Genomic DNA, 13,937 nt, shown 5'->3' with positions numbered 1-13,937 from the left:
CACCGCGGTCGTCGAATCGCCAAGCTTTATCAGCCGCTCCATGTCCAACAGCGAAGGCATGTCCATCGCCCGACTGACCTTGTCCGCATTGCGGCTCAAGAAATCGCCAAGCTGCTGGCGATACAAAACCAACGTGTCTTTAAAACCGTCGAGCTCCTGCTCGATGCGCACCCTCTGATCCATCAGTTCAGCTCCGCCATGAGGTAATTCGCCAAGGCTTGTTTCGGTGCTTGAGGCAGGTCCGGCGCTTGCAGAAAGATCGCGACCTTGTGCCGCAACACACGCTGCGAAAACGCCTCAAAAAGATCAGGACGGTCCTCGCCCAACCACTTCATCAAGTTGTCGATGCGGGTTGTCGCTGACTGGGTGGCGAGGTCTTCGAGCAGTGATTCACCCACTTCCCACCACGGAAAAACCCTGGAGGTTTTCAATGCATTGCCGCCGATATCGAGCGGCTGCCCATTGATCAAACAACGCTCAAGCACTGGCATTAAGTTGGCGGCGTTAACGTCGGCAGACCGAAGAATCGGCAACAGATAACGCCCATCCCAGAAGCGGAAAAACACCGCATTGCCGTTGGGCAAAAGCACTTGGGTCAGGCTGCGCAGATGCTCGACCAAGGCTTCTTGAGACGCAGAAGAAACCGCCAGCCACCCCCAGTCACGGGACTCGGTCGTAGCGACCCACTGCAGAAACTCACTGCTTGCGGCGACGATTCCGACATAGGGCATCACCGGTTCCCACTCGGCATAGGCGGTGTCGGCCCAGATCGGGCTCGGCGCTTGTGCCAAAGTTGTGTGTCGCCAGGCATTCAATGGCTGCGCAGCACTGGCACCGCTGAAAATCGCGAACAACTGCTCGCCAGGCTTGAGCGGTTGGCGTTCCAGCCAGGCGTGGGGTGACAAGCGATCACGCGGCACAGACACCGTCCTTGCAGCGCTCGCATTCTTCGCAGAACGGCGCGTCGCTTTGCAGGCTCATGATCTGTGCGGCACTCAGCAGCGCGACCGGGGCGACGAGAAGTTTAAACGGCGTATCCGGCGACACGGGCGCAGCGGTCATCGACGGCATCAACCCTCCACCGACCTGAATCGGTACGCTGCTGAAAATCCCGCCGGGACCGATGTTGATCCACTGCCCGCCCGCCTGAATCGTCGCGCTGGCACCGCCGTCGATGACCACTTGCTGACCGGCGCGGACGTGGAATTGCTGACTGGCGTTGAGCGCCTGACTGGACACGCGGATGTGCCGGTCGCCCATCACCACCAAGTGATCGTCAAGCTTCACTTCGGCTTGGCGCTGGCCGTGAGTGATGCGTTGTTCGTCAGCTTTCAGCTCATGGCGAGCGGTCCCTGTGACGATGATGTTGCGCTGGTTGTCGACCTGCACCTGCTGATCATTCAACACGTGCTGGGTCCAGTTTCGCTGGGCGCGCAGGTAGATTTCCTCGGCGCCTTTGCGATCCTCGATGCGCAATTCGTTGTAACCGCCGCCTCCTGGACTGCTCTGGCTGCGGAAGATGCTGCGGGTCTTGTCGGCGGGCAGGTCCAGCGGCGGCGGTGTTGCGGCGTTGGGCAGGCACCCCATCACCAGCGGTTTGTCGGCATCGGCGTCAATGAAACCCACCAGCACTTCCATGCCGACTCGCGGAATCAGCACGCTGCCGTACTGCTCGTGGGCCCAGCCTGTGGCAACCCGCAACCAGCAACTGGAATGTTCATTGAGCTGACCGTCGCGGTCCCAGGCGAGCTGGACCTTGACCCGACCAAACTCATCGCAATGGATTTCGCTGTCGACCGGACCGGTGACCACGGCAGGCTGGTAGCCGAGCATGCGTGGCTTTTCTGGTCCTAGCGGTGCGCGAAAGGAAACGTCCCACGGCGTCGCCAGAAAAGTATTGCAGTAACCCTGGAAATCATCCGGGTTATCGCCGGGGGCCGACTCTTCCAGCACTTGCGGTTGGCGGCCATGGTGTTCGATTTCGGTGATCAACCACAGGTCATTCCACGCCTGACGCGGATGGTCGGCGAGGCGTAGGAAATGCCCGCTGACCAAGGCAGATTCATCGCCTCGACCTGCAGCCTGACGGTAGTCGGCGTTGTGGCGCTCCAGCGTTCGTTGAGCGAGGTCCTTGCCATGATCGCGATCCGAGAACTGGCCAGGAAAGTGGTAGGCCTCCAGTGCCGGCAATTGCTGACTGTCGACACGACTTTCAAGGTCCAGGCGAGGTTTGGTGAAGTCGTAATCGCAAAGGGTCACGGCCGTCGTGCGGGTTTCCAGGCGCACGTTAAAGCGCTTGATGACAGGTGCTTGCGCTGCCATGCCGGTGTCTGGAAGGTAGGGAATCGGCTCGGGCAAACGAGGGAAAACTGTCTGGTCATCACCAAACACCAGCAAATGCCCCTCGGGGCTGTGCTCAAAGTGGTAGTGAATACCGACCTCGGCACACAGCCGCTGGATGAACGCCAGGTCGCTTTCCGCGTATTGCACGCAGTACTCGCGCTCGGGGTAATCGCTGCCGAGCTGAAAATGGAAGCCAGCCCCCATGAGAATGCCGTGACTTTTGAGGACCCCCTCGATGATCGCCGGCACGCTTTTGTGCTGGAAAATTCGCTGATTGATGCGATGGCTCAAATAGGCAAGATTCGGCACCAGACTGACTTGATAACGCGTCAGACGCTTCCCGGAATCGCCTTGCCCCACGCGATAAATCTGACCGTGAATGCCGGAGCCTTGTGCATCGAGACTCAGAAAGGCCTGACGATGCAGGAGGTTTTCGAGTTTGATGTCCGGCCGATCGCTGACCAGTTCCAGGTCAAAGCGGTAAGGCTGGCTGATAGCTTCCTTGCCGGTGAACTCAAGCACCTTGAGGTCATTCTGGTCGCCGTCGACGGTCAGCGTGAAGCGCGGTTGATTAGCAGGAGCGAACATCCGATGTGTCTCTGCAGATTGAAGGCGAGCGATTCTGCATGAGCGAAAACGGGTGTTAGCGGAGGGACAGGAAAAACAGATTTCCCCTGCTTTTTTAGGGAATCTTCCTTCAATAATCGGGATGTTTGGCTACAGACATTCCTTTCAGAAACACAGCAGAACAACCGTAGGAGCGAGCTTGCTCGCTCCTACGGTGGGATTTTCTAACGCCCAATAAAAACGGCCCGCCTCCAAAGGAAGCGGGCCGTTTTCATGTTCGGCGAAAGGTCAGAGCCTCAGCTCATCCCGATCACTTGTTCAGGCGGAAATCAGCCTCGGCAGCCGCGAAACGCTGCAGCATGCCGTGTGTCGGCGCGCCCAGTTTGCTGACGATGTAGATCGCCAGGCTGGCGAAGATGAAACCAGGGATGATTTCGTACAGACCCAGCAGCTCGAAGTGTTTCCACACGATCACGGTGATCGCGCCAACCAGGATGCCAGCCAGTGCGCCGTTGCGGGTCATGTCTTTCCAGATCACGGAGATCAGGACCACCGGACCGAACGCAGCACCGAAACCGGCCCAAGCGTAGCTGACCAGACCCAATACGCGGTTTTCCGGGTTGGCGGCCAACGCGATGGCGATCAGGGCAACCAGCAGCACCATGGCGCGGCCGACCCAGACCAGTTCAACCTGGGAAGCGGTTTTACGCAGGAAGGTTTTGTAGAAGTCTTCGGTCAGGGCGCTCGAGCACACCAGCAACTGGCAGCTCAAGGTGCTCATTACCGCGGCCAGAATGGCCGACAGCAGGACACCGGCAACCCATGGGTTGAACAGGATTTTCGCCAGCTCGATGAACACGCGCTCCGGGTTTTCGGTCACAGGACCGGCCAGTTCAGGGTGTGCAGAGAAGTAAGCGATACCGAAGAAACCTACCGCGACGGTGCCGCCCAGGCACAGGATCATCCAGGCCATGGAAATGCGACGTGCCTTGGCGATCGACTTGACCGAATCCGCCGCCATGAAGCGCGCCAGGATGTGCGGTTGGCCGAAGTAGCCCAGGCCCCAACCCATCAGCGAGATGATGCCGATGAAGGTGGTGTTTTTCAGCATGTCGAAGTTGCTGGCGTCTTTCGCTTCGATGGCCAGGAACGTGGTGTCAACGCCGCCGGTGGCCAGCAGCACGATGATCGGCGTCAGCAACAGGGCGAAGATCATCAGCGTGGCTTGTACGGTATCCGTCCAGCTCACGGCCAGGAAACCGCCGACGAAGGTGTAGGCAATCGTCGCCGCAGCACCGGCCCACAGCGCTGTCTCGTAGGACATGCCGAAGGTGCTTTCGAACAGACGGGCGCCGGCCACGATGCCGGAAGCGCAGTAGATGGTGAAGAACACCAGGATCACGACCGCGGAGATGATCCGCAGCAGACCGCTTTTGTCTTCGAAGCGGCTGGAGAAGTAGTCCGGCAGGGTCAACGCATCGCCGTTGTGCTCGGTCTGCACGCGCAGACGGCCGGCGACGAACAGCCAGTTCAGGTAAGCACCGATGATCAGGCCGATGGCGATCCAGCTTTCGGACAGGCCGGACATGTAGATGGCGCCCGGCAGGCCCATCAACAACCAGCCGCTCATGTCGGAGGCGCCGGCGGACAATGCAGTCACGACGCTGCCCAGGCTGCGACCGCCCAGAATGTAGTCAGAAAGGTTGTTGGTGGAGCGATAGGCCATGAAGCCGATCAGCACCATTGCTGCGATGTAGATCACGAACGTGATCAGGGTTGGATTGCTTACGCTCATTAAGTTACGCCCTGGCTTTGTTTTTATGTAGCGGCGGCTGGTGAACCGCACGCAAACGACGACGTTTGACAGACGATTTCAGATCCCGCGCATTTATGACTGATGTTTCCCCAGGAAAGCCATCAGCCAGATACACCTGTCTTTTCGACTGGTTGCACCTTGGCCGCGAATGCTATTCAACAATGCAAATAAGGTGCAACCCATTTCGCGAGAATAAGTTGCACCTAGTCGGATTTACCGGAAAAAAGCCGGTTTTTGCTTCCTTTTAGCGCAGTCAACGACCGTTCCTAGAATTAAAAGCACCAAGCAAGTGCGGTACGTTCGTACCGGAATTTATTTCCTGACGAGCTGCTTATAATTCCGACAAAAAAAGGGTTGCACCCGGTTGCACCTCAAAGGTTGCCCAGCTAATCTTGCGGCCAGCTGATGCCACGCGGTCGTGGCAAACATGAGGATAAAAATATGGCTACCACCACCCTTGGGGTCAAACTTGATGACCCGACCCGCGAGCGCCTCAAGGCGGCCGCGACCTCGATTGATCGCACACCGCACTGGCTGATCAAGCAGGCAATTTTCAATTACCTGGAAAAACTCGAGGGTGGTGCAACCCTGACCGAGCTGAACGGCCTGACCGCCAAAGAGGCTGACGACAGTGGCGAAGTCCATGTCGACCACGCGCACCAGTGCTTCCTCGAGTTCGCCGAAAGCATCCTGCCGCAATCGGTGCTACGCGCTTCGATTACCGCCGCTTACCGTCGCCCTGAGCCGGAAGTGGTGCCGATGCTGATCGAACAGGCTCGCTTGCCAGTCGCCATGGCTGAAGCCACCAACAAGCTGGCGGCCTCGATTGCCGAGAAACTGCGCAATCAGAAGAGCGCCGGCGGCCGTGCCGGGATTGTTCAGGGCCTGCTGCAGGAATTTTCCCTGTCGTCCCAGGAAGGCGTGGCGCTGATGTGCCTGGCCGAAGCGCTGCTGCGCATCCCGGACAAAGGCACTCGCGACGCACTGATTCGCGACAAGATCAGCACCGGCAACTGGCACCCGCACCTGGGCAACAGCCCGTCGCTGTTCGTCAACGCCGCGACCTGGGGCCTGCTGCTGACCGGCAAACTGGTCGCCACTCACAATGAAGCCGGCCTGACTTCGTCCTTGAGCCGCATCATCGGCAAGAGCGGCGAGCCGATGATCCGCAAGGGCGTCGACATGGCCATGCGCCTGATGGGCGAGCAGTTCGTCACCGGCGAGACCATCGCCGAGGCTCTGGCCAACGCCAGCAAGTTCGAAGCCAAGGGCTTCCGCTATTCCTACGACATGCTGGGTGAAGCCGCACTCACCGAACACGACGCCCAGAAGTACCTCGCTTCGTACGAACAAGCCATCCACTCGATCGGCAAAGCGTCCCACGGCCGTGGGATTTATGAAGGCCCGGGCATTTCCATCAAGCTGTCGGCACTGCACCCGCGTTACAGCCGTGCGCAGTACGAGCGTGTGATGGACGAGTTGTACCCGCGCCTGCTGTCGCTGACCCTGCTGGCCAAGCAATACGACATCGGCCTGAACATCGACGCCGAAGAAGCCGACCGCCTCGAGCTGTCGCTGGATCTGCTGGAGCGCCTGTGCTTCGAGCCGCAACTGACCGGCTGGAACGGCATCGGTTTCGTGATCCAGGCCTATCAGAAGCGTTGCCCGTATGTGATCGACTACGTGATCGACCTGGCTCGCCGCAGCCGTCATCGCCTGATGATCCGTCTGGTAAAAGGCGCGTACTGGGACAGCGAAATCAAGCGCGCCCAGGTCGAAGGCCTGGAAGGCTACCCGGTCTACACCCGCAAGGTGTACACCGACGTTTCCTACATCGCGTGCGCCCGCAAGTTGTTGTCGGTACCGGAAGTCATCTATCCGCAGTTCGCCACGCACAACGCCCACACGTTGTCGGCCATTTACCACATCGCCGGTCAGAACTATTACCCCGGTCAGTACGAGTTCCAGTGCCTGCACGGCATGGGTGAACCGCTGTACGAACAGGTTGTAGGCAAAGTTTCCGAAGGCAAGCTGAATCGTCCGTGCCGCGTGTACGCACCGGTCGGCACTCACGAAACGCTGTTGGCGTACCTGGTACGTCGTCTGCTGGAAAACGGCGCGAACACTTCGTTCGTCAACCGCATCGCCGACCAATCCATTTCGATTCAGGAGCTGGTGGCCGATCCAGTGGCCAGCATCGAGCAGATGGCGACGCTGGAAGGCGGCTTCGGCCTGCCGCACCCGCGTATCCCGCTGCCGCGTGATCTTTATGGTGCCGAGCGCGCCAACTCCAGCGGCATCGACATGGCCAACGAACATCGTCTGGCTTCCCTGTCCTGCGCCCTGCTGGCCACCGCTCATAACCACTGGAAAGCCGCGCCGATGCTCGGTTGCGTTTCCAGCACCGAAACCCCTGCGCCAGTCCTCAACCCGTCGGATCTGCGCGACGTGGTCGGCCATGTGCAGGAAGCGACCGTCGAAGACGTCGACAACGCGATCCAGTGCGCCTTGAATGCTGCGCCGATCTGGCAGGCCACTCCGCCCGCCGAACGCGCCGCGATTCTGGAACGTGCCGCTGACCTGATGGAAGGCGAGATCCAGCCGCTGATGGGCCTGTTGGCTCGCGAAGCCGGCAAGACCTTCGCCAACGCCATCGCCGAAGTGCGTGAAGCCGTGGACTTCCTGCGGTACTACGCCGTGCAGGCACGCAACGATTTCACCAACGACGCCCACCGCCCACTGGGTCCGGTGGTCTGCATCAGCCCGTGGAACTTCCCGCTGGCGATCTTCAGTGGCCAGGTCGCTGCGGCGCTGGCCGCCGGTAACCCGGTACTGGCCAAACCGGCGGAACAAACCCCGCTGGTCGCCGCTCAAGCCGTGCGTTTGCTGCTCGAAGCCGGGATTCCGGAAGGCGTGCTGCAACTGCTGCCGGGTCGTGGCGAAACCGTTGGCGCCCGCCTGGTCGGTGACGATCGGGTCAAAGGTGTGATGTTCACCGGTTCCACCGAAGTCGCTCGTTTGCTGCAACGCAACGTCGCCGGTCGCCTGGATGCACAGGGCCGTCCGATTCCGCTGATCGCTGAGACTGGCGGCCAGAACGCGATGATCGTCGACTCCTCGGCACTGACCGAACAGGTCGTGATCGACGTGGTGTCGTCGGCCTTCGACAGCGCCGGTCAACGTTGCTCGGCCCTGCGTGTCCTTTGCTTGCAGGAAGATTCCGCTGACCGCGTCATCGAAATGCTCAAGGGCGCCATGGCTGAATGCCGTCTCGGCAACCCTGAGCGCCTGTCCGTGGACATCGGCCCGGTGATCGACGCCGAAGCCAAGGCGGGCATCGAGAAGCACATCCAGGCCATGCGCGACAAAGGTCGCAACGTCTATCAGGTGGCCATCGCCAACAGCGAAGAAGTCAAACGCGGCACCTTCGTGATGCCGACGCTGATCGAGCTGGAAAGCTTCGATGAGCTGCAACGCGAGATCTTCGGTCCGGTGTTGCACGTAGTGCGCTACAAGCGCAAAGAAATCGACCAGTTGATCGGTCAGATCAACGCTTCCGGCTACGGTCTGACGCTGGGCGTGCATACGCGCATCGACGAGACCATCGCCAAGGTGATCGACAACGTCAACGCCGGTAACGTCTACGTGAACCGCAACATCGTTGGCGCTGTGGTTGGCGTGCAACCGTTTGGTGGCGAAGGCCTGTCGGGCACTGGCCCGAAAGCCGGTGGCCCGTTGTACCTGTACCGCCTGCTGTCGACCCGTCCTACCGATGCGATCGAACAATCCTTCGCTCGTGGCGATGCCGTCACGGCACCGGATGTTCGCTTGCGCGATGCCATGAGCAAACCGCTCACCGCCCTGAAAGCCTGGGCCGACAGCAACAAGTTTGCTGACCTGAGCACCCTGTGCGTGCAGTTCGCGGCGCAATCGCAAAGCGGGATCACTCGCGTGTTGGCAGGCCCGACTGGCGAACGCAACAGCTACGCCATTCTGCCGCGCGAGCACGTGCTGTGCCTGGCGGAAGTCGAGGGCGATCTGCTGGCTCAACTGGCCGCTGTTTTGGCCGTGGGTGGTTCGGCGGTGTGGCCGGAAGCTGACTTGACCAAGGCACTGTTCGCACGTCTGCCGAAGGAAGTTCAGGCACGCATCAAACTGGTTTCCGACTGGAACAAGGACGAAGTGGTGTTTGACGCGGTTCTGCATCACGGCCATTCCGATCAACTGCGCGCGGTTTGCCAGCAAGTGGCCAAGCGTGCCGGGGCGATTGTCGGGGTTCATGGGTTGTCCCAGGGCGAGACCAACATTGCGCTGGAGCGCTTGGTGATTGAGCGGGCGTTGAGTGTTAACACTGCTGCGGCGGGTGGTAATGCGAGCTTGATGACGATCGGCTAAATCGCTTTAAAACCAGGCGCTCGCAATGGGCGCCTGGAATGCAACCCCCCTGTGGGAGCTAGCCTGCTAGCGATAGCGGTATAGCAGTCAACAAATATGTTGAATGTTATGGCCTCATCGCGAGCAGGCTCGCTCCCACATTTGATTAGCGGTGCCCGCACCACACCATCACGCTCATCAATCATCCTGTTCAGCCTCTATTCCCACGCCTAGACTCGGTCCATTCCAAAAAAAGGTAGGCCGCCATGTCCGAGACGTTGCTCAGTTCCCGCAATCTGGCTTTCGAGCTGTATGAAGTCCTCGATGCCGAAGGCCTGACTCAGCGTGAGCGTTTCGCCGAGCACAATCGCGAGACCTTCGATGCCGCCATCGGCACCGCCCGCAGCATTGCCGAGAAATTCTTCGCCCCGCACAACCGCAAGGGTGACGAGAACGAACCGCGCTACGAGGACGGTCAGGCGATTCTGATACCGGAAGTGAAACCGGCGGTGGACGCCTTCCTCGAAGCCGGTTTCCTCAACGCCGCGCGCAGTTTCGACGCCGGCGGCATGCAACTTCCCACGCTGTTGTCCCAGGCTTGTTTCGCCCACTTCCAGTCAGCCAACGCGGCCTCGACTTCGTACCCGTTCCTGACAATGGGCGCGGCGAACCTGATCGAAAGCTTCGGTACCGAGGAACAGAAGCAGCGCTTCCTGCAACCGATGATCGACGGCCGTTTTTTCGGCACCATGGCCCTGACCGAGCCGCATGCCGGTTCGTCGCTGTCGGATATTCGTACCCGCGCGGAGCCTGCGTCTGACGGTACTTATCGCCTGAAGGGCAACAAGATCTTCATCTCCGGCGGCGATCACCCACTGTCGGAAAACATCGTGCACATGGTGCTGGCCAAACTGCCGGACGCACCGGCCGGGGTGAAGGGTATTTCGTTGTTTATCGTGCCCAAGTTCCTGGTCAACGATGACGGCAGCCTCGGCAAGCGCAACGACGTGCTGCTGGCCGGATTGTTCCACAAGATGGGCTGGCGCGGCACCACCTCCACCGCGCTGAACTTCGGTGATAACGGTGAGTGTGTCGGTTACCTGGTGGGCAAGCCACACCACGGTTTGAGCTACATGTTCCAGATGATGAACGAGGCGCGGATCGGTGTCGGCATGGGCGCGGTGATGCTCGGCTATGCCGGTTACCTGTATTCGCTGGAGTACGCCCGCGAGCGTCCGCAAGGCCGCGTGCCGGACAGCAAAGACCCGAACACCGCGCCGGTGGCGATCATTCAGCACGCCGACGTCAAACGCATGTTGCTCACGCAAAAAGCCTACGTCGAAGGCTCGTTCGACCTCGGGCTGTACGCGGCGCGACTGTTCGATGACACCACGACGCTTGAGACTGAAGCCGAGCGCAAACAGGCGCATGAGCTGCTGGATTTGCTGACCCCGATCGTCAAATCCTGGCCATCGGAGTTTTGCCTGAAGGCCAACGAACTGGCGATCCAGATTCTCGGTGGTCACGGTTACACCCGTGAGTATCCGGTGGAACAGTATTACCGCGACAACCGTTTGAACCCGATTCATGAAGGGACTCATGGCATTCAGTCGCTGGACTTGCTGGGTCGCAAACTGGCGCAAAACGGTGGTGCCGGGCTCAAGCAATTGATCCGTCTGATCGCCAATACTGCCGAGCGCGCTCATGCATACGAATCGTTAACGCCGTTGCGTGAACCACTGGAGAAACTGGTGGCGCGCCTGCAAACCGTGACCATTGGCCTGCTGACCGATTTGGGCCAGGGCAAGGTCAACAGCAGCCTGGCGAACTCGGCGCTGTACCTGAAAGTGTTCGGGCACACGGTGATTGGCTGGCGCTGGCTGGAACAGGCGATTCGCGCCGAGGAAGGGTTGGCCAAAGGGAATGCGGCGGATGTGGGCTTCTATAAGGGCAAGCTGCAAGCGGCGCGGTATTTCCTGACGTGGGAGGTGCCGGGTTGCCACCATGAACTGGCGATTCTTGAGACTCGGGATGATGTGTGTCTTGGGATGCAGGATGAGTGGTTTTAACTAAAGCCTTGCAATGCTGCTGAAATCCAATCGCGAGCAAGCTCGCTCCCACAGGGATCTCTGTAAGTCACAGATAATGTGATCAACACCCAAATCCTGTGGGAGCGAGCCTGCTCGCGATGGCGTCAGCACAACCAACACATTACTTCAGCTTGAAACTGCCCATCTGCCGCGCCAGATCATCCGCCAACCGCTGCAACGTCTGACAATCCTCTCGGCAAGCCCTGACCTCCCCCGCCGTCGCTCGGGCCAGATCAGAAATCCCCTGCACATTGCGGTTGATCTCTTCCGTCACCGCCGACTGCTCTTCCGTCGCGGTCGCCACCTGATGGTTCATATCGCTGATGCGCTCGACCTGCCCGGTAATCGCCGTCAATGACGCCCCGGTGCGCTGACTCGATTCAACCCCGGTGCCGGTCGCTGCTTGGCCGGTATGCATTGATGACACCGCATTCTCCGCGCCTTGCTTGAGGCTGCCGATCATCTGCTGAATTTCATCGGTGGATGATTGCGTCCGTCGCGCCAGCGTCCGCACTTCATCCGCTACGACGGCAAACCCGCGCCCCATATCCCCGGCACGCGCCGCTTCGATGGCCGCGTTCAACGCCAAAAGGTTGGTCTGCTCGGAAATCCCGCGAATCACTGCCAGCACCTGATCGATGGACGCGACCTGATTGGCCAATTCGCCAACGGCACCCGCTGCGATGCCAATTTCATCGGACATGCTTTCAATATGCCGGATCGAACCGCCCACCACTTCCCGCGCCTGCATCGCCTCATCACGAGCACTCTGCGACGCAACCGCCGCGTTGCCGGCGTTCTGCGCGATTTCCTGCACGGTCAGGCCCATTTCGTGGACGGCGGTGGCGACCATGTCGGTCATTTCCTGCTGACGCCCGGACCGTTCGGCGGTGTTGTCCACAACCTTCGCCACCTGACTGACAGCGGTGCGCAAATGCTCGCTGGTGGTCAGCACTTCGCCGATCATCTCGCGCTGACTGTCGAGGAATCGATTGAAGCCACGCGCCAGGTCACCCAGCTCATCAGCGCGGCTGGAATCTAACCGTTGGGTCAAATCTCCACCACCGCTACCGATGGCTACCAGCGCCGCTGTTACCTGACGAATCGGCCGCACCAGGCCACGGGCCAGCAACACCACCAGCAACAGGCACACCAGCGCCACCGCCAGACCAATGCCGCTGCTCATCCACATGGCGCGACGGGCTTCGGCGTAGATCTGCGACTGCGGCACTTCGGCCACCAGGGTCCAGCCCAGATCCCGCAGTGGCAGGCTCAACGCCAGATAGTCTTCGCCATCGCGCACGAAGCTGCTGTTCGTGGCGGACGCTTTGGAAGTAGAGAGTTGCCCCATCACCGCTTGCGCTGCCGGCGCGCCAATTTGCTCGGCCAAGGTGCGTTTACCGCTCAATTGCGCTTCGGGGTGAACCTGGATCAAACCGTCGGAACGCACGAGATAGACCTTGCCGCGCTCACCGAAGTTGAAGTTGTGAATCAACTCTGACAGCTCTTTCATGCTCAGGCCGAGTCCGGCAACGCCCACGACTTTGCCGGCCTGTTCGACTTTGAGGTCGATAAACAGCGCCAATTCTCCGGTTGCGGCGTCATTGTCAATATTGAGGGTGCGCGGCTGATTGCTGTCGAGGAACGAGTAGAACCAGGCGTCTTTGGGGTTGGAACGGCTGAGGGTCCGGTCCAGGCCTTTCTCATTGAAATAGTGGCTTGAAGCCGTGCCGACGATCAGTGCGGTAAACGCTTTGTGTTCGGCGCGGATGCCTTCCAGATACTCCACAAACGCAGCAGTCTGGGCACTGTTTTCGCCCCCGGCGAGCCAGTCTCGCACCATGCGGTTGCTGGCGATGTCCTTGGCGGCAGTGAGGGGTTGAACGAGGATGCGTTCGATGTCGTTGCGCGTCGCTTCGATGCTCGACGGCAGCGCTTGTTCGACCAGGTAGCGCTGGGCGAGACGGTTGACCACGAGGGTATAAATGCCAACCACGATCAGAATACTGACCAGCAGGGCGGTGCCCATACTGAGGATCAACTGCCATTGAATACTGCGACGCCAAAACTGCATGGAGCACCCCCAAAGAATAAGAGGCTGAAACACTGCAACAGCCATGCCGATTGTATACAACACAAGCGACAATTTATTCTTTGGTTGTGCGCAAAGCCGATCAGGCCTGATTGATCGTCTTGGAGATCACTTCAACCGTGGCGCTGACTTGCTCTTGGTAACGGTCGAGTTCGAGCGTGTGCTGCTTTTTCATTTCGATCTGCTGAGAACACAGATTCATGGCGGCCAGCACCAACAGGCGGTCACCGATCAGTGTCGGGTACTTTCGTTTGGTGTCGGCCAAAGCGGCCTTCAACATCATTGCGGCGTCCAGCAGGGTTTGCTCTTCCCCGGCTGGCGCCTTGATCGAATAGTCCTCCCCCAGGATCGAGACGACTTTTACCCCTGCGGCGCCGACACTCATGCGCTGACCGGACCAGCGCTGACGCGCTCAACCAGGGCCTGAATGCGGGCGGCGGTGGCGCCTTGTTTCTCTTCCTGTTCCATCAGGCTCAGTTGCAGGCTTTCGTTTTCATCCTTGGCCTGGGCCAGTTCTGCGCTCAGGGTTTGGTTAGTGCCGAGCAGGCTCTGGTTCTGTTGAACAAGGTCGCTGACCAGCTGTTCCAATTGGCTTAGGGATGCTTCCAACATTTTGAATTTCCAAGCATTTTCAAGGGGCGCGTACGATAAAGAA

9 protein-coding genes and 1 pseudogene are annotated in these 13,937 nt (G+C 59.7%); 2 read left to right on the top strand and 8 right to left on the bottom strand.

Going from position 1 to position 13,937, the window contains the following annotated elements; all coding sequences use genetic code 11:
- The 4 genes from Q7W83_RS02245 to putP form a co-directional block, all read right to left on the bottom strand.
- Nucleotides 1-183, bottom strand: a 183-nt coding sequence (locus Q7W83_RS02245; protein WP_473655620.1) for a hypothetical protein, incomplete at its 3' end; no start/stop codon positions are given.
- On the bottom strand, nucleotides 183-920 hold the full coding sequence (locus Q7W83_RS02240; RefSeq protein ID WP_150632663.1) for a DUF4123 domain-containing protein: 738 nt from the start codon (nucleotides 918-920) through the stop codon (nucleotides 183-185). The genes Q7W83_RS02240 and Q7W83_RS02245, both read right to left, overlap by 1 nt.
- Nucleotides 910-2,931, bottom strand: coding sequence for a type VI secretion system Vgr family protein (locus Q7W83_RS02235; protein WP_473655619.1), 2,022 nt, complete (start codon nucleotides 2,929-2,931; stop codon nucleotides 910-912). Before Q7W83_RS02235 ends, Q7W83_RS02240 begins: the two co-directional genes overlap by 11 nt.
- 289 nt (nucleotides 2,932-3,220) lie before the next feature.
- Entirely contained in the window at nucleotides 3,221-4,705 is a 1,485-nt protein-coding gene (putP, locus tag Q7W83_RS02230; RefSeq protein WP_150632665.1) for a sodium/proline symporter PutP, read from the bottom strand.
- A 462-nt stretch (nucleotides 4,706-5,167) separates the two neighbouring features.
- Here putP and putA point away from each other — a divergent pair, with 462 nt between their 5' ends.
- Both putA and Q7W83_RS02220 read left to right on the top strand, forming a co-directional pair.
- Nucleotides 5,168-9,121, top strand: a complete 3,954-nt coding sequence (gene putA, locus Q7W83_RS02225) for a trifunctional transcriptional regulator/proline dehydrogenase/L-glutamate gamma-semialdehyde dehydrogenase (RefSeq protein ID WP_150640017.1) — start codon at nucleotides 5,168-5,170, stop codon at nucleotides 9,119-9,121.
- A 245-nt stretch (nucleotides 9,122-9,366) separates the two neighbouring features.
- Nucleotides 9,367-11,169 carry an acyl-CoA dehydrogenase gene (locus tag Q7W83_RS02220; protein WP_473655618.1) on the top strand — a complete coding sequence of 601 codons (1,803 nt, stop codon included), beginning with the start codon at nucleotides 9,367-9,369 and terminating at the stop codon, nucleotides 11,167-11,169.
- Nucleotides 11,170-11,311: 142 nt separating this feature from the next.
- Here the strand turns inward: Q7W83_RS02220 and Q7W83_RS02215 are convergent, their stop codons facing one another.
- From Q7W83_RS02215 to Q7W83_RS02200, 4 genes and pseudogenes are all read right to left on the bottom strand, one after another.
- On the bottom strand, nucleotides 11,312-12,043 hold the full coding sequence (locus Q7W83_RS02215; protein WP_458722095.1) for a methyl-accepting chemotaxis protein: 732 nt from the start codon (nucleotides 12,041-12,043) through the stop codon (nucleotides 11,312-11,314).
- 132 nt (nucleotides 12,044-12,175) lie between these two features.
- Nucleotides 12,176-13,219: pseudogene (locus Q7W83_RS02210) on the bottom strand (HAMP domain-containing protein); the annotation flags it as partial.
- Nucleotides 13,220-13,364: 145 nt separating this feature from the next.
- Nucleotides 13,365-13,667, bottom strand: a complete 303-nt coding sequence (locus Q7W83_RS02205; RefSeq protein WP_150632670.1) for a cell division protein ZapA — start codon at nucleotides 13,665-13,667, stop codon at nucleotides 13,365-13,367.
- Nucleotides 13,664-13,894 (bottom strand): hypothetical protein, encoded by a 231-nt coding sequence (locus tag Q7W83_RS02200; RefSeq protein ID WP_054053207.1) that lies wholly within the window; start codon nucleotides 13,892-13,894, stop codon nucleotides 13,664-13,666. Before Q7W83_RS02200 ends, Q7W83_RS02205 begins: the two co-directional genes overlap by 4 nt.
- Nucleotides 13,895-13,937 lie beyond the last annotated feature (43 nt).

The sequence above is a fragment of the Pseudomonas sp. 300 genome (assembly GCF_055803035.1).
The sequence above is the reverse complement of the archived record's forward strand: the minus strand, read 5'-3'. Positions and strand labels throughout refer to the sequence as shown.

What these genes read in the sequence shown, in the direction of transcription:
- Q7W83_RS02200 (WP_054053207.1), bottom strand. Translation starts at nt 13,894, where the DNA reads ATGTTGGAAGCATCCCTAAGCCAATTGGAACAGCTGGTCAGCGACCTT.
- putA (WP_150640017.1), top strand. Translation starts at nt 5,168, where the DNA reads ATGGCTACCACCACCCTTGGGGTCAAACTTGATGACCCGACCCGCGAG.
- putP (WP_150632665.1), bottom strand. Translation starts at nt 4,705, where the DNA reads ATGAGCGTAAGCAATCCAACCCTGATCACGTTCGTGATCTACATCGCA.
- Q7W83_RS02205 (WP_150632670.1), bottom strand. Translation starts at nt 13,667, where the DNA reads ATGAGTGTCGGCGCCGCAGGGGTAAAAGTCGTCTCGATCCTGGGGGAG.
- Q7W83_RS02220 (WP_473655618.1), top strand. Translation starts at nt 9,367, where the DNA reads ATGTCCGAGACGTTGCTCAGTTCCCGCAATCTGGCTTTCGAGCTGTAT.
- Q7W83_RS02215 (WP_458722095.1), bottom strand. Translation starts at nt 12,043, where the DNA reads ATGGTCGCCACCGCCGTCCACGAAATGGGCCTGACCGTGCAGGAAATC.
- Q7W83_RS02235 (WP_473655619.1), bottom strand. Translation starts at nt 2,931, where the DNA reads ATGTTCGCTCCTGCTAATCAACCGCGCTTCACGCTGACCGTCGACGGC.